Origin of the sequence: Alsobacter soli, from assembly GCF_003004785.1 — a bacterium.
Taxonomy (GTDB): Bacteria; Pseudomonadota; Alphaproteobacteria; order Rhizobiales; family Beijerinckiaceae; genus Alsobacter; species Alsobacter soli.
Genome location: NZ_PVZS01000008.1, coordinates 137,767 through 154,140, shown reverse-complemented (window position 1 = coordinate 154,140; position 16,374 = coordinate 137,767). Strand labels below are relative to the sequence as shown.

The following is a 16,374-nucleotide window of genomic DNA, read 5'->3' as shown; positions in this document are numbered from 1 at the left end:
CGGTGTTCGCCCGAATGAGGCTTCGTTATCACTGCACAGTAGAGGCGAACGGCGGCCAGCCACTTGAGCAAGAGCAGGTTGCTGCCGACGAATTCGTACCACCGGGGTGAGGCTAGCCGAGTCCAAGTACGCGCTGATTACGCCAATGTAACTAGACCTCTAGACTTTATGACAATTTGTAACGAAAACCGCCTTTAGCTTTACAGTCGAGCACGACTGAATAGAATGTGCGGATATGAGGAATACGGCGACACGACAAACCCATATATTGGCTGTCGATGACGACCCCGGCGTTTTGCTGATGCTTAGCCGATACTTTACGGATGAAGGCTACCGCGTCTCGACTGCGGAGAGTGGCGACGAACTACGCGACAGGATGAGGCGGGAGGAGCCGGACATCGTCCTCATGGATCTGATGTTGCCCGGAGAAGATGGCCTGCAGTTGGCCCGGGACATCCGCGCTCATTCCGATGTGGGGATCATCATGATCACGGGGCGGTCCGACGTCGTGGACCGCATCGTGGGCCTCGAAATCGGCGCGGACGACTACATCGCCAAGCCCTTCAATCTCCGCGAGCTGCATGCGCGCATCAAGACGGTGCTGCGGCGGCTTCGCCCTAATCACGACGCGCCCGAACCGAAGCAGGCGGAGAACCTGATCTGCTTCGAGGGATGGCGGCTGAGCGCCGAACGTCGCGAACTGCGCGATCCGGCCGGCCGGGAAGTGCCGCTCACGACGGGCGAGTTCGACCTGCTCCTCGCGCTCGCCCAGAGACCCGGGCGGGTAATCGACCGCGACACGCTGATGGATCTCACGCGCGGCCGCGGACGCGAGGCTTTCGACCGCACCATCGACGCGCAGGTCGCACGCTTGCGCAAGAAGATCGAGACGGCGCCGCACAAGCCAACCCTGATCAAATCCGTGCGCGGCGTGGGCTACGTGTTCACCGGCCAGGTGAGCCGGGGCTGAGCCGCGGGGCGCCGCGGGCTGGACCCACGTGAGTCGCACTTGCGGCGGACGGTCCGGGCCAGAGACATTCAGCGGTCGCTCGCGGCGCTGTTCGTCGCTTGTGCGTCGCGCCTTTGTCAAATCCCCTGGAACATCGATACCAAATACGGGCAATTCTTGATTTTGCGCGCTTCAGTTGTAATCTGCGCTGGGACCAATTGAGGCTTGAGCACCGAGAATCGGTCCCCAACGCCCGGTGCGCTTCGTGCGCGCCGGGCGTTAATCTTTAATGGCGCTCGGACGCGCTCTTAAATGCTTTCAAACGGCGAAATGGTTCGCCGCTGAACTTTGCAAGCCTGAAGGATCTGCATCCGCGACCGGTTCTGGCGCTTGGCGCTTCAATAGAAGCAACGATACACGCGACGCACGATCAACCTGCCCCAGGCGTCGACCATGCGCTGGACCACCCAGGCGCAGTCGTCGTAGCCGTAGCCGTAATCGTAGGGGTAGCCATAGCCGTAACCGTAGTCGCCGTAGTCATAGGCGGCTCCGAGGGCGAGCCCCGTCGCCAGCGCGGCGCCATACCCATAGCCGTAGTATGGGTAGCGCCCGCGCCATCCGTAGCCGCGGTAGGGGTACCTCCAGACGCCTCCCCAGCCTGGGCGGCCGTAGCCGTGATAAACGCCTGGCCGCATCCCCACGACGCCTGGACGCATCCCGACGAAGCCCGGGCGCATGCCGACCATCCCAGGGCGCATGCCGCCGAAACCTGAACGGAACGCGCCGGCGCCGCCCATCATCGACGGACGGAATACGGCGCCGCCGCCCCGCACCCCCATTCCGCCAAAGCCGTGGCCGCCGAAACCGCCCCCGAACCGCGCCGAGGCTTCGCCCGGGGCAAAGATGGCCATCGCCAGGATGGCCGAGATCGCTGCCGCTGATCTTTTCATGAGACGCCTCCCGTCTCTGTGCCGGGAGGCATCGTTTCACGGCCGAATACGGTTTGGACTGACAGCCGTCAGAATCACCCGGCCCGGGCTCCGGCATTTCACGCACTGTGCCCAAGGCGAGGCTTCCCGCCTGACATTACCAACCCACAATGGCGGCGAGCGTCGTCTGCAATTGACCGGGCGGCGGCCCGATGCTTCACTCCCGCCCATCCGAGGGGCGCCCGCAAGGGCTGAGACGGCGCAGGCCGAACCCTTTGAACCTGATCCGGGTCGTACCGGCGGAGGGACAGGACACATCTTGCCGCACCGCGTCTGCCCCGGATTTCCGCGCACTTCCGTGCCGAGGAGATCCCCATGAAACTCCCCGTCAAGCCACAGCCGGCGTCCCCCGAGACGGTCACCACCGGCCCCCTCCCCGCCTCGCGCAAGATCTACGCCGCCGCGCCCGGCGCGCCGCAGATTCGGGTCCCGCTGCGCGAGATCGCCGTCAGCGCGGGCGCCAGCGAGCCGCCGGTGCGCGTCTATGACGCCTCTGGCCCGTACACCGATCCGGAGGCCGTCATCGACCTCTCCGCCGGCCTGCCCGAGGTGCGCTCGGCGTGGCTGTCGAGGCGCGCTGGCCTTGTTGCGGCGCATCCGCGGGCGGTGAAGCCGGAGGACAACGGCTCGGTGTCGCCCGACAGGCTCGTGCCGCCCTGCCCCGCCCGCCGCCAGGTGCTGGCCGGCCAGCCCGGCGCGCCGGTCACGCAATATGAGTTCGCCCGCGCCGGGATCGTCACGGAGGAGATGGCTTACGTCGCCGCCCGGGAAAACCTGGGGCGCGAGGTGGCGCTCGCCGAGGCCGAGCAGCGCATCGCCGACGGCGAGAGCTTCGGCGCCGGCATCCCGGCCCACGTGACGCCCGAGTTCGTGCGCCAGGAGATCGCGGCGGGCCGCGCCATCATCCCGGCCAACATCAACCACCGCGAGCTCGAGCCGATGATCATCGGCCGCAACTTCCTGGTGAAGGTGAACGCCAACATCGGCAACTCGGCCGTCACCTCCTCCGTGGCCGAGGAGGTCGAGAAGATGGTCTGGGCCATCCGCTGGGGCGCGGACACGGTGATGGACCTCTCCACCGGCCGCAACATCCACAACATCCGCGAATGGATCCTGCGCAACGCGCCCGTGCCGATCGGCACGGTGCCGATCTACCAGGCCCTGGAGAAAGTGGACGGCGACCCGGCCAGGCTCGACTGGGAGGTGTTCAAGGACACGCTCATCGAGCAGGCCGAGCAGGGCGTGGACTACTTCACCATCCACGCCGGCGTCCGCCTGGCGCATGTGCCGCTCACGGCGCGGCGCGTCACCGGCATCGTGTCCCGCGGCGGCTCCATCATGGCGCGCTGGTGCCTGGCCCATCACCGCGAGAGCTTCCTGTACGAGCGCTTCGACGAGATCTGCGCGATCATGCAGCGCTACGACGTGTCGTTCTCGCTGGGCGACGGCCTGCGGCCGGGCTCCATTGCCGACGCCAACGACGACGCCCAGTTCGCCGAACTGGAGACCCTGGGCGAGCTCACCAAGGTCGCCTGGGCCAAGGGCTGCCAGGTCATGATCGAGGGCCCCGGCCACGTGCCGATGCACAAGATCAAGGCCAACATGGACAAGCAGCTCGCGACCTGCGGCGAGGCGCCCTTCTACACGCTCGGCCCGCTGACGACGGACATCGCGCCCGGCTACGACCACATCACGTCGGGCATCGGCGCGGCCATGATCGGCTGGTTCGGCACGGCCATGCTCTGCTACGTCACCCCGAAGGAGCACCTCGGCCTTCCCAACCGGGACGACGTGAAGACGGGCGTGATCACCTACCGCATCGCCGCGCACGCCGCCGACCTCGCCAAGGGCCATCCGGCCGCGCAACTGCGCGACGACGCCCTGTCGCGGGCGCGCTTCGAGTTCCGCTGGGAGGATCAGTTCAACCTCTCGCTGGATCCGGACACAGCGCGCAGCTTCCACGACGAGACCATGCCCAAGGAGGCGCACAAGGTCGCGCACTTCTGCTCCATGTGCGGTCCGAAGTTCTGCTCGATGAAAATAAGCCAGGACATCCGGGCCGACACGCTGGCTGAGGAGGAGCGCCAGAAGGGGCTCGCCGCCAAGAGCGCCGAGTTCGCCGCGGCTGGCGCCAGCCTCTACGTGCCACAGGCCTGAACGCAAAAAGGGCGCGCGAGGGTCTCGCGCGCCCAACTCCCATCTGTCAAAGGCTCGCGTACTCGTCCTTGCCGTGGGCGGCCATGCCCGTCCAGTCGAGGTTGAGGTTCATGAACACATGATAGCCGACGAGGCGCAGGCCGAGATCGGCGGCCTCGAGGTCCACCCCGAGCCGGGCCAGCTGGGACCGGTCGCAGCGGGTCACGAACTCCCAGTCCGCGCCACCCTCTATGAAATCCGGAAGTGGCCCTTCGGCGGGAAGCGCGCACAGGAGGTCGGCTTCGCCACGGCGGCGGAACACCCAGAACGTCCTGAGCCCCGCCACGCGCCACGGTCGTCCGCCGCGCGTTCCGCGAACGTGGTCCGTCCGGCGCGGCTGGGTGGCTGCGAGGCGAGGATTGAGCGCAACGAACATCAAAACCGTCCCTCCCTGGTTCTTGCCGCGCATGAAAGCAGACGAACGTGCCAGGCTTCAGACAAGCTGATGACTGAGCCGTGACGGCTTGTGACGAAATGTGACATTCCGGGTCGCCTTGCCGCCGCGGCGTCGGCGGAGGGATGCCCGGCGTTCGGCGCCGCAGCATGCTACTTGCGTTATTCCAGCCTGGGCGTATCCTTTTCACCCATTCCTAAAGCATTCCACCGGCGTTCCGCGTGAATTCGCGGATGCCTTGGCGCGTCTCCACTCCGGCTGAGGAGATGAGACCATGAAGCCGATCGTCGGGATGCTTCTGCTCTGGCCAAGCCTGAGCGCTTTGACCGTCTGCGGCATCTTCTATTCTGAGTGGCGCCAGCAGACTTCCGGAGAGATCGTGCTGGAGGAGACCCCCTTCTGCCCATTCTTCGTGGTGCGCACGAACCGCGGCCACACGCTCGCGACGGCTCAGCGCGAGGACGTGGCCCTCCTGGGCGGCTATCAGGCGAAAGGTCCCCTCCAACGCCGTGGATTCGCCAGCCTCGACGTCCAGACCAACGGCCGCGTGAGGGTTCTGATCGAAGACACGGGGGTTTCGGCCCAGGAGGCCGTCCGCGCCTTCGAGGCCCGCTGCCCCGACGCGAGCGTCCCGTTGATGGTCCTCCGGGGCGCGAGGGGGCCGCGGCTCGTTGGCGATTGAGCGGTCGCGTGAACCCATGCTGGGCCTAGCGGCTCCCGGCGACGTGTTCCTTGCCGGTGCGCGGACGCCAGTCCAGCCCGGGCGCGATCAGTTTCTGGACCGCGTAGCGCACCTGCTTGTACTCGTCGGAGCAGGAGCCTGCGCGCTCACTGGGCAGATACTTCCTGTCCACCAGGTCGCCGAACGTCTTCGGGTCCGCGCCGTAGCTCATGCAGAGCAGGTTGAAGAACCGCTGCGCCGGCAGGCCATGCTCGTCCGCGAACTGCTTCAGCCCGGGCTTCTCGTCCTGCGCCTCCTTCGCATACATCACCGCCAGGCTCGCGATGACGCGCCGCGTTTCGTTCTTGCCGATGTGCAGCAGCACGAACGTGGCCACCTGGTCGGCGGCGTCTTCCTCGCGGCCGAGCACAGGCACCTTCTTGAGGTCGAAGATGGCGTGCGCCAGTTCGTGCAGCACCACCTCGTAGAAGGGACCGACGACGTAGTTGGATGGTGTCAGACCCTCCTTGAGCCCCACAGGCGGGATGTCGTGGGAGAGCTCCTGGATATAGGCGAGGTACTCGTAGCAGATCGAGACCGTGGCCTCGTCGGGATCATACGCAGCGTTCACGTCGCCGTCGCAGCCCTCCACCTTGATCGTCAGCGGGCGGGGGAACCGCATTCCCTGCATGTGGTCCCGGATCTTCTCGAGCGCCTGGTGCTCCCGGAGTTGCTTGGCGATCTCCTCGTGGGCCGGGTTCTTGGGCGGCTCGTAGGCGACCTGGACCGCGTAATCCTTGGCGGACGCGGCCACGCACCCCAGCAACGTCCCGACCGCTGCGGCCAAGAGGGCCCGAGTCCATGAACCGCGCATCGCCCCGCTCCATTCTGCCGGCCGCCCCGGTTCTTCACCCTTGGCCGGCCCCCGCCGCTTCGCCAAGGCGGATCTGAAGGTCAGTGCAACTGGGAATCGGACCAACTCAGGAACATGCCCACATCCCCTGGCATGCCCCGCGGCCAATCGATGATCATGGCTTTCAGCTTGTAGCCCGCAGGCCGCAGCCTGTCCCTCCAGATCTCGTAGGCCTGCCGGGGCCTTCCGGTCAGGGTCTCCGGCCAGGTCTCCTCGGCGTTGTTGATCGCCCGGCCTCCGTCCGTGCACAGGGCGTTCGGGAAGCGCATCACCATGATTTCGGACTCGCCCTTCCTGGCGGCGTCCTTCAGGCGCGAAGCCAGACGTTTCCGAAGCCCCTCAACGAACTCCGGCGTCAGCTCCACCGGCTTGGAGAGCGTCTTGACCAACTCCTTTTGCGCCTGCTCGGCCTTCTCCATGGCCGTCACCTCGGCCATCGCCTCCGCCATGGTCATCTGGTTCATGTAGCCGCGCAAATCCTCCGCGCTCATGAAGGCCTCGTCACCCAGCTTGGAGTGCTCCCTGTGCGGCTGGGAAGCGACCGTAGTCATCGTGGATCTCCCGTCTGGGGTCCCCCTGCAAGGCGGTGGGGACCGGCGGCTCGAACGCAAATCGTCCGTCAATCGACTACCCCGGCCAGGAGCGGGTGCGACTGAGCGCGATCAGTTTTGATCCGGCCCGCCGCGCTATTATGCGGCCAGAGCAATCGAACTTCGCCGCGTTGGGCCGCAACCCTCCCGAATTCTACTTGGGCAGACGCCGTTCATCCGATTCCCTCGATGAGCAGCCGGATCCACGCATAGTAAATCCCTTATAGGATACGGATCATGAGCTCAGCGTCGGAGCCAAAAGCCCCCAAAGCGCTCTCGCCATTCTTTCTGCTCAATGCCTGGGGGGAGTATTGGGCCGACGCATGCCAGCGCTCCGTGCTGATGCTCGACACCCTGCGCCGGCGCGGCAACACGTTCATCGCACAATCGGAAAAGACCGCTCCGCACGTGCTGAGCTTCGAAGCCGACTTGATCATGGACGGGCGCACCCTGCCGAGGCCGGTCAACTACGCATTGGTCCGCATCAAGCCTCCCCCAGGCGTCACCGTCGACCACAAGAAGCGTCCGTTCATGGTGTTCGATCCTCGGGCCGGACACGGTCCCGGGATCGGCGGGATGAAGCAGGACAGCGAGATCGGCGTCGCCCTGAACGCCGGCCATCCGTGCTACTTCGTCGGATTCCTGTCCAAGCCCATGCCGGGCCAGACTATCGAGGACGTCTGTGTCGCCGAGGGCATGTTCATCGCGAAGGTGATGGAGCTGGAGCCCGAGGCCGCCGGCAAGCCGTGCCTGATTGGCAACTGCCAGGCCGGGTGGCAGATCATGCTCACCGCCGCGATCAGGCCGGACCTGCCCGGTCCGATCATCCTGGCCGGCTCGCCCCTGTCCTACTGGGCCGGCGTGCGGGGCAAGAACCCCCTGCGGTATCTGGGCGGCATGCTGGGCGGCACCTGGCTGACCGCTCTCGCGGGAGACGTGGGCCACGGCATCTTCGACGGGGCCAACCTCGTCGCCAATTTCGAGCGCATGCACCCGGACAACACCTATTGGGAGAAGGCGTACAACGTCTACGCCAAGGTCGACACGGAGCCCCAGCGCTTCCTGGATTTCGAGACCTGGTGGGGCTCGCCGGTCCTGCTGAACGCCGAGGAAATGCAGTGGATCGCCGACAACCTCTTCGTCGGCAACAAGCTGCGCGAGGGCGGGATCGTGACCTCGAACGGCGAGCGCGTGGACCTGCGCAACATCCGCTCTCCCATCGTGGTGTTCTGCTCCTGGGGCGATGACATCACGCCGCCGCCGCAGGCGCTCGGCTGGTTGCTGGACCTGTACGACAGGGACGAGGACCTCATCCTGGCCGGACAGACGGTGGTCTACAGCGTGCACGCCAGCATCGGCCACCTGGGCATCTTCGTGTCCGGGAAGGTGGCGACCAAGGAGCACGCCGAGTTCGCCTCCTGCATCGAGATGATCGACATGCTGCCGCCGGGCCTCTACGAGGCCTTGATCACCGAGGCGGGACCGGACACGCCCCGGGCGGACCTGATCGAGGGCAAGTACCTTTTCAGTCTCGAGCCGCGCTCGCTCGACGCGATCCGCGCCATGGGCGTCAACAGCCCGGAGGACGAGGCGCGCTTCGCCGCCGTCGCCCGGGTCTCGGACATCAACAAGGGGTTGTACCAGACGTTTCTGGCGCCCTTCGCGAAGGCGGCGGCGACCGAGGCCGCCGCGGAGATCATGCGTGAGACGCACCCGCACAGGCTCCGCTTCTCCGCCATTTCCGACCGCAACCCCTTCTCAGGCGCGATCGCGCAGGGCGCCGAGGCTGTCCGCGCCAATCGCCGGCCCGTGAGCGAGGACAACCCGTTCCGGCAAATGGAGCGCATCGGCTCCGACGCCATCTCCTTCGGGCTCAAGACGTGGGGCGACGTCCGGGACGCCTGGACCGAGCAGGTCTTCATGGCGACGTACGGCAACCCCCTGCTGCAGGCCCTTGTTGGCCTCAAGGGCGCGCCGGCCGGCGAGCAGCCCCGCATCGTGCGCGACATCTCCCGTCGCGCGGAGGCCGAGGCGCTGCGCGCGGAGGTGGAGCAGACCATGGACGAGGGCGACATGGTCGACGCCATCCTCAGGTCCATCGTCTACATCGCGCGTGGGGGCGGCCGGGGCACGGACGAGCGCTCCTTCGTCACCGTCAAGGCGATCGCCTCGCAGCTGCCCGACCATCTCAAGATCGGCCGCGAGCGCCTGAAGGAGGCTTTCCGCCGGCAAGCCCTGACGGTGTGGATGGATGAGCGCCGAGCCCTGGAGACCCTGCCCGTGCTCCTGCCCGATGACGCGCAGAAGCGGCAGAACGGCCTCACGCTGGTGCGGGCGCTCTTCGCAAGCCGTGACAGGACGGAGGAGGAGACCCGCCGGCTCGGCGAAGTCGCGGCGATGTTCGAGCCGCGCCGGGCCCGGGTGGTTCACCGCTCGCCGGCGGCGTCGTGACCCAGGAGGCAGCCATGATCAACGCCCTCTCTGGCCGCAAGGCGCTCGTCGTCGGTATCGCCAATGACAGGTCCATCGCCTGGGGGATCGCGTCCGCCCTCCGCGCCGCCGGCGCGGAACTCGCGATCACCTACCTCAACCCCAAAGCCGAGCCGCATGTGCGGCCCCTCGCCGAGAAGCTGGGGGCGACGCTCGTGGCGCCCCTCGACGTCGCTAAGCCCGAGGAGGAGGACGCGCTGTTCGCCGCGATCACCCGCAGCTGGGATCGGCTGGACGTCCTGGTCCACTCCATCGCCTATGCCCCGCGAGAGGACCTTCATGGCCGGGTGATCGACACCAGCGCCGAAGGGTTCGGGCTCGCCATGGACGTGTCCGTCCATTCCTTCGCCCGCCTGTGCCGCCGCGCCGAGCCGCTGATGCGCTCCGGCGGCTGCTGCCTCACGGTGAGCTACTACGGCGCGGAGAAGGTGATCTCGACCTACAACATGATGGGGCCCGTGAAGGCCGCGCTCGAAGCCACGGCCCGGGAGCTGGCGTCCGAGCTCGGGCCAAGGGGCGTGCGCGTGAACGTGCTCTCGCCCGGCGCCATGGCGACCCGGGCGGCCGGCGGCATCGCCTCCTTCGACGACATGCTGGAGGAAGCGGCCGAGCGCTCGCCCATGGGGCGCCTCGCCACCATCGAGGATGTGGGCGCCACGGCCGCCTTCCTGGCGAGCGACGGCGCCCGCAGCATCACGGGCGAAACGATCCACGTGGACGCGGGCTACCACATCATGGGCTGAGGCCCTCCGCGTTCCATCCCAATACTCAAAGGGGCGGCCATGAGCGCCAGCGACACCATCCGCAACCGCACCTGGGATCAGCTCCAGGTCGGCGAGACCGCCACCGTGGAGCGCGTCTGCGCCGTTCAGGACCTCATCCTGTTCGCCCACGTCTCCGGGAACACCAATCCTCTGATGCTGCCCACCCAGGAGGAGGCCCGCGCGGCCGTGCCGGCCATGGCGCCGTCCCTCTGGGTCGGATCGCTCGTTTCGGCCGTGCTGGGCAACATCCTGCCGGGCGCCGGGACCGTCTACCGCGCCCAGAGCTTCCGGTTTCCCTCGCGGGTGCATGTGGGCGACCGGCTCGTCGCCACGGTGAAATGCGTCGCGAAGCGGGAGCGGCCCCTGGCGGTCTTCGAGACGACCGTCGCGACCGCGGACGGGCGGGTCGTATGCGAAGGGACCGCGGAGGTCGAGGCGCCCCTCACCTCCGTCTCGACCGCGCGACGCACGCTGCCGCAGATCATCGTCGACCAGCACGACCACTTCGCCAAGCTGATGGCGGCGGCCGCGCACCTTCCGCCGCTGAAAACGGCCGTGGTGTGCCCGGACGACCGCAACTCCATCGGGGGCGTCGCGATGTCGGCCAAGGGCGGGCTCATCACGCCCATCCTGATCGGCGACGAGGGGGCCATCCGGCGAGCCGCGGCGGACCAGGGGGTCGACCTTTCGGGCTTCCCGGTCGTGGCCGAGAAGGATCACCGCGCTGCGGCGGCCAAGGCCGTCGCCATGGTGCGCGCCGGCGAGGCAGGCGCCATCATGAAGGGCAACGTTCATTCCGACGAACTGCTCGCTCAGGTGGTGAAGAAGGACGGCGGCCTGCGCGGGCCGCGCCGCATCAGCCACTGCTTCGTGCTGGACGTGCCGACGCTGGACCACCTGCTGTTCGTGTCGGACGCGGCCATCAACATCTCGCCGGATCTCACCACCAAGGTGGATATCGTCCAGAACGCCATCGACCTCGCCCAGGCCTGCGGCCTGCCGAAGCCGCGCGTCGGCGTGCTGTCGGCGGTGGAGACCGTCAACGTCGCCATTCCCTCCACGCTCGACGCCGCGGTGCTGTCCAAGATGGCCGACCGCGGCCAGATCAAGGGCGCCGTCGTGGACGGCCCGCTCGCCATGGACAACGCCATCGACCTGGAGGCCGCACAGACCAAGGGCATCGGCTCCCTGGTCGCCGGCCGCGCCGACATCCTCATCGTCCCCAACCTCGAGGCCGGCAACATGCTGGCGAAGGAGTTGACGTTTGTGGCGCGCGCGGAGGCGGCCGGGCTCGTGCTGGGCGCGAGCGCGCCCGTGATGCTCACCTCGCGCGCGGATGACGCGCGCGCGCGCATGGCCTCCTGCGCGCTGGCGCTCCTGTACGAGCACTTCAGGCGCGAGGGCGCGCCCGCGGGCGCCCGCCCCGCCCGGAGGCTCGCGTCATGAGCGCGTGCCTGCTCACGCTCAACGCGGGCTCGTCCTCGCTCAAGTTCGCGGCGTACGCGCTGCGCGCGGGCGAGCCGTGGCGCCTGGCGCGCGGCCAGGCGGAAGGCCTCAAAAGCCACGCCCGCTTCGAGGCGCGGCTGGGGGACGAGGCGAAGCAGAAGCGGACGCTCGGCGACGGGGGGCCAGCCAGCCACCGGCAGGCGCTCGACGCGGCGCTGGCCTGGCTGGGGGAGAAGATGCCCGGCCTGGAGGTCGCCGCGGTTGGACACCGGGTGGTGCATGGCGGGCGCTTCTTCGCCGGCCCGGTGGTGGTGACGGACGAGATCCTGCAGCGCCTGCGCCTGCTCGAGCCCCTGGCGCCGCTGCACCAGCCGCACAACCTGGCGGGGATCGAGGTGGCCCGGCAGGCCTTCCCCGACGCGGTCCACGTCGCCTGCTTCGACACCGCCTTCCATCGCGGCCATGCATTCGCGGAGGAAGCCTACGGCCTGCCGCGCGAAATGTTCGAGGCGGGCATCCGGCGCTACGGCTTCCACGGCCTGTCCTACGAGTCCGTGATGCGGCTCCTGCCCGCGATGGCTCCGACGGAGTGGAACAAGCGCGTGATCGTGGCCCACCTGGGGAACGGCGCGTCCATGTGCGCCATCCAGGGCGGCGCCTCGGTCGCGTCCACTATGGGGTTCACCGCCCTCGATGGCCTGCCCATGGGCACCAGGTGCGGCCAACTCGATCCGGGCGTGCTGCTCTTCCTCATGGCCCAGCGCGGCATGGACGCCGCGTCTCTCACCCAGTTGCTCTACAACGAATGCGGGCTCAAGGGCTTGTCCGGCATTTCCAGCGACATGCGCGAACTCGAGGCGTCCGACCGCCCCGAGGCGCAGGAGGCGATCGCCTACTTCGTCGGCCGCATCCGCCGCGAGATGGGGGCCCTCGCCGCCACCATGCGCGGGGTGGATGCGATCGTGTTCACCGGAGGCATCGGCGAGAACGCCTGGCGCATCCGCGAAATGGCGCTGGAAGGGGCCGAGTGGCTCGGGATCGAACTCGACCCGGAGGCGAACCGCGCCGGCGGCCCGGTCATCTCGGCGCGCCACAGCCGGGTCAAGGCCTTCGTGGTCAAGACGGACGAGGAGGCCGCCATCGCGCGCCACACCATGGAAGCCGCTGGCCTGGGGGCCCGGCCCGAGCCACGGGCGAAGACCTTGGCGGGGGAGTTCGAATGACCGCCGTTTCGCCGCGCCGGGGCCCGGCACCTCGTGGGCGTTTCCTGCCGGTCGCCGCCGCGCTCGCCGCGATGGCTCTCTGTTGGCTGGGAGCGCCCGCTGCCGTTCAGGCCCAGACGGCGCGGCAGGGCCGTGCGATCGTCGCCAGGGACTGCACCGGCTGTCACGCGCTCACAGGCGACAGGATGGGAGCCGGCGGTCGCGCGCCCAGCTTCCCGGCCATCGCCCGCATGAGCTCCACGACCGAGCTGTCCGTCACGGTGTTCCTGCGGACGTCGCACGCGCCCATGCCGAACATCATGCTGTCGCCGGAGGAGATCAGCGCCGTGGCGAAGTACATCGTCAGCCTGAAGCGGGGCGGCTGAACTCCCTACCGCCGGCTTTGCGTCTCGCCGCCGCCGAAGCCCCGCGCGCTTCCGGGCTGAGCCTCCAGCACCTTGAGCAGATCCAGGAAGCGCTCCGGAACGGGCTCCTGGACGGCGCTGGCCCACATGCGCCGAAGCAGCAGGCCTACATGGGATTGCGTGTCGTTGTCTTGGCGTTTCGGGAACGGAATCACGTTCCGAAGCTCGGCCCGGTCGCTCGGCATCGGGTCTCTCTCTGCGCCGCTTGAAGGGTACGTTTCGAGACCAAACTCCGGGCAGCCGATCTCGTTCTACAATCCGCCGCCTCTTTATGGCCGTATCCACAGGCAGCATGGGCGCATGGAGAGGGGCCATATGCCGACGCTATGGCGCATCTGGACCGCCGTCGGCGCGGATGCGTACGAGTTCATCGGAGAGGCGACGGGCGACAGCTTCGCTGCCGCCTGCGCCTCCTTCGCCGAGCGCAACCCCGCATTCGCCAAGGACTTCGACCCGCATGCCCTGCGCTACCAGGGCTTCGCGCTCGTGCCGCTCGAGCGCAGGATCGACGGACAGGCCGTTCAATTCCGGGGCGACCAGCCAGGTTAAGTCCGCCCGTGGCGCCCTCGGAGTCGGGCAGACGCGGCAGCTCTCAGTTCGAGATGCGCACGTCGAGCGCCGGCGTCCCGACGAGGGCGGCGATCAGCGACGGATCGGCCGCCATGACGTCGACCAGATCGAAGCGCGACAGGCCGGCGCGATCCTCCAGCAGGAGCGCCAGTCGCGCATGCGACGTCACCCCCTGGCTGGCGGGCGCGAAGGGACCGCGCGCCACCTGCGCCCGGAGCGGCCGGCGAACCATGACGTTGAAGTCGAGGAGCGGCTCCCCTTCCAGCTCCGCTGCGGCAGGAACGTCTCCCGGGAAGGAATAGGGCTGGCTCCCCGCATCGAGCTTTCGGGCTTCTCCGCCTGCGGTGAGAACCATCGCGCCGCCCTCCAGCACTGTGATCACCCGATCCACCCCGGGGAACGTCGAGAACGGCCCGGATGCGGCCACGATGGCCGTGCTGATGCGCCATTCGAAAGCGTCGAAATCCGCTCCTGCAGGCCAGGCCACGATCTCGGCCGTCTGGCCCCCGCCGTTTTTCCACGGCCGGAACACCCGCTCGGCGCGCCGGAAAATCCCCGTCATGTCTCGCGATCTCCAAGGCAAGGCTCGCGCCCTGCGAAAGGCTGTCAGCCCCGGCTTTGAGTGTTTCCCGCGCCGACCACATGGCCTGGCTGGAAGGCCACCCTGACCGTCGTGATCGGGCCGAGGTCGTTCCACGTTGTGCGATGCATGACCAGGAGAGCCTGGCCCGCCTGGGTCTGCAGCAACCGCGCATCGCGCCGGTTGGCGTTCTCCGCCGAAAAGGAGAGATCGGCCCGCAGATAGGGGGCGTTTCGCACGAGCCATTCGTTGGCGTTCAAATGCCAGAAGTCGGCGCTTTCCAGCTCCGGCGCGGCGTGCGGGTTGATCCACCTATCTTCGAGCTGGAACGGCTTGCCGTCGCCGTAGTGCACCGCCCGCATGTGCACGAGCGTGCGACCCTCCGGAAGCCCGAGCCGCGCCGCGATGTCCGCCGGCAGGGGGCTGCGTCGCTGGGCGATCACACGATAGCTGTAGGCCATGCCGGCCTGCTCGACCTGCTCGCGAACGATGGCGATCGTGAAGGTCGCCTTGCGGACCGGGTCGACGGCCACGCGCGTGCCGGCGCGTCGGCGGCGGTCCAGCAGGCCCTCGTCGGCCAGCAGCTGCAGGGCCTTGTTCACTGTCGCGCGGGCGACATCGAACTCCACGGCGAGATCCGCTTCGTCCGGGATGCGATCGCCCTGGCGCCATTCGCGCTCGATGATGCGCCGGCGCACTTCGTTGACGATGTGCTGCGCCTTGCGCGAGTTCGGGGCGGCTTGCCTGTCGGTCACATGCGCTCCTGCAGTCGCGCCATGCAGGCCAGATAATCGGCCTGGATGCGTTCGCGGTCGATATGCCGGCCATCGCGCACCACGTGGCGCCCGGCCGCCCAGACGTCGCGGACCAGACCGTCGCCGCCGGCGAAAACGAGGCTGTCGAGCATCTGGTCGCCCCTGCGTCCGAACAGCACCGGATTGTCCAGGGAAACGGCGCTCAGGTCGGCCCACAGGCCCTCGGCGATGGCCCCCGTTTCCCGTCCGGCCGCGGTCGCGCCCGCCTCGAGCCCGGCTTCGTAGAGCATGCGACCGGTTGAGCGGTCAGATTCAGCCAGGACGGCTCGTGACGTGTCCCGGAGGCGCTGGCTGTATTCCAGCGTGCGCAGCTCCTCCGCCAGGGAGATGCGGATGTTGCTGTCCGAGCCGAAGCCGAAACGGCCGCCGGCCTCCCGCCAGACGACACCGTTGAAGATGCCGTCGCCCAGGCTCGATTCCGTGATGGGGCAGAGGCCGGCGACCGCGCCCGTCGCGGCGAGGCGGCGGGTCTCGTCGTCGGTCATGTGCGTGAGATGGATCAGCGTCCAGCGGCGATCGGGGCTGTGGTTGTCGAGGAGCCACTCCACTGGCCGTCGGCCGCGCGCGGCCTGAACCTCCTCGACCTCCGGGATCTGCTCGGCGAGGTGCATGTGCAACGGCCGGGACGGACGCAGGCCCTCGCAGAGGCGAAGCGCCTCCGGGCTGACGGCGCGCAGCGAGTGGGGGGCCACGCCGATCCCGGCGTCGGCAGGCAACCGGCTCAGCGCCTGCTCGGCGGCGTCGAGCAGAGCAGCGAACCCGTCAGGCGTCGTGCCGAAACGCTGCTGGCCGGGTCCGAGCGGCCGGCCGTCGAGGCCGCCAAACTGGTAGTGCACGGGCAGGAGCGTCAGCCCGACGCCGGTGCGCGCGGCGGCCGCCGCGATCCGCTCGGACATCTCGGCCAAGTTGGCGTAGGGCACGCCGCCGGGCTGATGGTGCAGGTAGTGGAATTCCACGTTCGTGGCGTAGCCGGCCTCCAGCATTTCCATCTGCACCAGGGCGGCGATGGCCTCGACGTCTTCCGGCGTCAGGTGGTCGAGGAAGCGGTACATGATCTGGCGCCACGTCCAGAAGGTGTCGCGCGGCTGCGGCCCGCGCGCCTCGGACAGGCCCGCCATGGCGCGCTGGAACGCATGCGAATGCAGGTTGGCCATGGCCGGCAGGAGCAGCCCGACCCGCTGGCCGGCGGGCGGCTCGCCGGCGGCGACGCTCGCGATGCGGCCGTCCGGCCCCAGGTCAACGCGCACGCCCTCCGCCCAGCCGCCCGGCAGCAAGGCCCGCTCCGCCCAAATCATCGCCATGGCCTTCTCCCGCCCCGGTTTGCGTCACTTGGATTAGTCTAGACATAGTTCCGCAATAAGTCTAGACATAGCGCCGTCGCCGTGGTTCA

The 16,374-nt window shown here is 68.3% G+C and carries 17 protein-coding genes and 1 riboswitch; of the genes, 9 read left to right on the top strand and 8 right to left on the bottom strand.

The annotated features are described in order from the left end of the window. Positions 1-235 precede the first annotated feature (235 nt). Positions 236-970: a response regulator gene (locus SLNSH_RS09330; protein WP_106336396.1), complete on the top strand. Its 735-nt coding sequence runs from the start codon at positions 236-238 to the stop codon at positions 968-970. A 377-nt stretch (positions 971-1,347) separates the two neighbouring features. Here SLNSH_RS09330 and SLNSH_RS09325 read toward each other — a convergent pair whose 3' ends face one another. Continuing rightward, on the bottom strand, positions 1,348-1,899 hold the full coding sequence (locus SLNSH_RS09325; protein ID WP_106336395.1) for a hypothetical protein: 552 nt from the start codon (positions 1,897-1,899) through the stop codon (positions 1,348-1,350). Between the two features lie 203 nt (positions 1,900-2,102). After that, positions 2,103-2,204, top strand: a riboswitch (TPP riboswitch). Between the two features lie 49 nt (positions 2,205-2,253). On the opposite strand from SLNSH_RS09325, the gene thiC reads away from it, so the two are divergent. Next, positions 2,254-4,095 (top strand): phosphomethylpyrimidine synthase ThiC, encoded by a 1,842-nt coding sequence (gene thiC, locus SLNSH_RS09320; protein WP_106336394.1) that lies wholly within the window; start codon positions 2,254-2,256, stop codon positions 4,093-4,095. A 46-nt stretch (positions 4,096-4,141) separates the two neighbouring features. Here thiC and SLNSH_RS09315 read toward each other — a convergent pair whose 3' ends face one another. Next, a complete protein-coding gene (locus tag SLNSH_RS09315) occupies positions 4,142-4,510 on the bottom strand; it encodes a hypothetical protein (RefSeq protein WP_146140231.1) in 369 nt (122 codons plus the stop codon). Positions 4,511-4,802: 292 nt separating this feature from the next. Here SLNSH_RS09315 and SLNSH_RS09310 point away from each other — a divergent pair, with 292 nt between their 5' ends. Beyond that, positions 4,803-5,210 carry a hypothetical protein gene (locus tag SLNSH_RS09310; protein ID WP_106336392.1) on the top strand — a complete coding sequence of 136 codons (408 nt, stop codon included), beginning with the start codon at positions 4,803-4,805 and terminating at the stop codon, positions 5,208-5,210. 25 nt (positions 5,211-5,235) lie between these two features. On the opposite strand, the gene SLNSH_RS09305 is transcribed toward SLNSH_RS09310, so the two are convergent. Together SLNSH_RS09305 and SLNSH_RS09300 are read right to left on the bottom strand one after the other, a co-directional pair. Next, positions 5,236-6,063: a DUF4344 domain-containing metallopeptidase gene (locus SLNSH_RS09305; RefSeq protein ID WP_106336391.1), complete on the bottom strand. Its 828-nt coding sequence runs from the start codon at positions 6,061-6,063 to the stop codon at positions 5,236-5,238. A gap of 80 nt (positions 6,064-6,143) precedes the next feature. Next, entirely contained in the window at positions 6,144-6,653 is a 510-nt protein-coding gene (locus tag SLNSH_RS09300) for a hypothetical protein (protein ID WP_106336390.1), read from the bottom strand. 276 nt (positions 6,654-6,929) lie between these two features. Between SLNSH_RS09300 and SLNSH_RS09295 the strand changes: the two genes are divergently transcribed. From SLNSH_RS09295 to SLNSH_RS24565, 5 genes are read left to right on the top strand one after another with little or no spacing between them, the layout of a single operon-like run. After that, on the top strand, positions 6,930-9,143 hold the full coding sequence (locus tag SLNSH_RS09295; RefSeq protein WP_106336389.1) for a DUF3141 domain-containing protein: 2,214 nt from the start codon (positions 6,930-6,932) through the stop codon (positions 9,141-9,143). A 14-nt stretch (positions 9,144-9,157) separates the two neighbouring features. Beyond that, positions 9,158-9,925 (top strand): enoyl-ACP reductase FabI, encoded by a 768-nt coding sequence (fabI, locus tag SLNSH_RS09290; RefSeq protein WP_210202495.1) that lies wholly within the window; start codon positions 9,158-9,160, stop codon positions 9,923-9,925. Between the two features lie 39 nt (positions 9,926-9,964). Next, on the top strand, positions 9,965-11,392 hold the full coding sequence (locus tag SLNSH_RS09285) for a bifunctional enoyl-CoA hydratase/phosphate acetyltransferase (RefSeq protein WP_106336388.1): 1,428 nt from the start codon (positions 9,965-9,967) through the stop codon (positions 11,390-11,392). Next, positions 11,389-12,615 (top strand): acetate/propionate family kinase, encoded by a 1,227-nt coding sequence (locus tag SLNSH_RS09280; protein WP_106336387.1) that lies wholly within the window; start codon positions 11,389-11,391, stop codon positions 12,613-12,615. The genes SLNSH_RS09285 and SLNSH_RS09280 overlap by 4 nt, the downstream gene beginning before the upstream one ends. Then, positions 12,612-12,980, top strand: a complete 369-nt coding sequence (locus tag SLNSH_RS24565; protein WP_146140230.1) for a c-type cytochrome — start codon at positions 12,612-12,614, stop codon at positions 12,978-12,980. The genes SLNSH_RS09280 and SLNSH_RS24565 overlap by 4 nt, the downstream gene beginning before the upstream one ends. Before the next feature lie 5 nt (positions 12,981-12,985). Here SLNSH_RS24565 and SLNSH_RS09270 read toward each other — a convergent pair whose 3' ends face one another. Further along, the gene (locus SLNSH_RS09270) at positions 12,986-13,204 is read right to left on the bottom strand and encodes a NepR family anti-sigma factor (protein ID WP_106336385.1); all 219 of its coding nucleotides are present in this window, start codon (positions 13,202-13,204) and stop codon (positions 12,986-12,988) included. 130 nt (positions 13,205-13,334) lie between these two features. Between SLNSH_RS09270 and SLNSH_RS09265 the strand changes: the two genes are divergently transcribed. Further along, on the top strand, positions 13,335-13,568 hold the full coding sequence (locus tag SLNSH_RS09265; protein WP_106336384.1) for a hypothetical protein: 234 nt from the start codon (positions 13,335-13,337) through the stop codon (positions 13,566-13,568). Between the two features lie 43 nt (positions 13,569-13,611). Here SLNSH_RS09265 and SLNSH_RS09260 read toward each other — a convergent pair whose 3' ends face one another. Genes SLNSH_RS09260 through SLNSH_RS09250 form a run of 3 tightly spaced genes read right to left on the bottom strand, consistent with a single transcriptional unit; the run spans position 13,612 to position 16,285 of the window. Beyond that, positions 13,612-14,151: a HutD/Ves family protein gene (locus tag SLNSH_RS09260; RefSeq protein ID WP_106336383.1), complete on the bottom strand. Its 540-nt coding sequence runs from the start codon at positions 14,149-14,151 to the stop codon at positions 13,612-13,614. Between the two features lie 44 nt (positions 14,152-14,195). Beyond that, entirely contained in the window at positions 14,196-14,924 is a 729-nt protein-coding gene (locus tag SLNSH_RS09255) for a histidine utilization transcriptional repressor HutC (RefSeq protein WP_106336382.1), read from the bottom strand. Then, a complete protein-coding gene (locus SLNSH_RS09250) occupies positions 14,921-16,285 on the bottom strand; it encodes a formimidoylglutamate deiminase (protein ID WP_106336381.1) in 1,365 nt (454 codons plus the stop codon). Before SLNSH_RS09250 ends, SLNSH_RS09255 begins: the two co-directional genes overlap by 4 nt. Positions 16,286-16,374 lie beyond the last annotated feature (89 nt).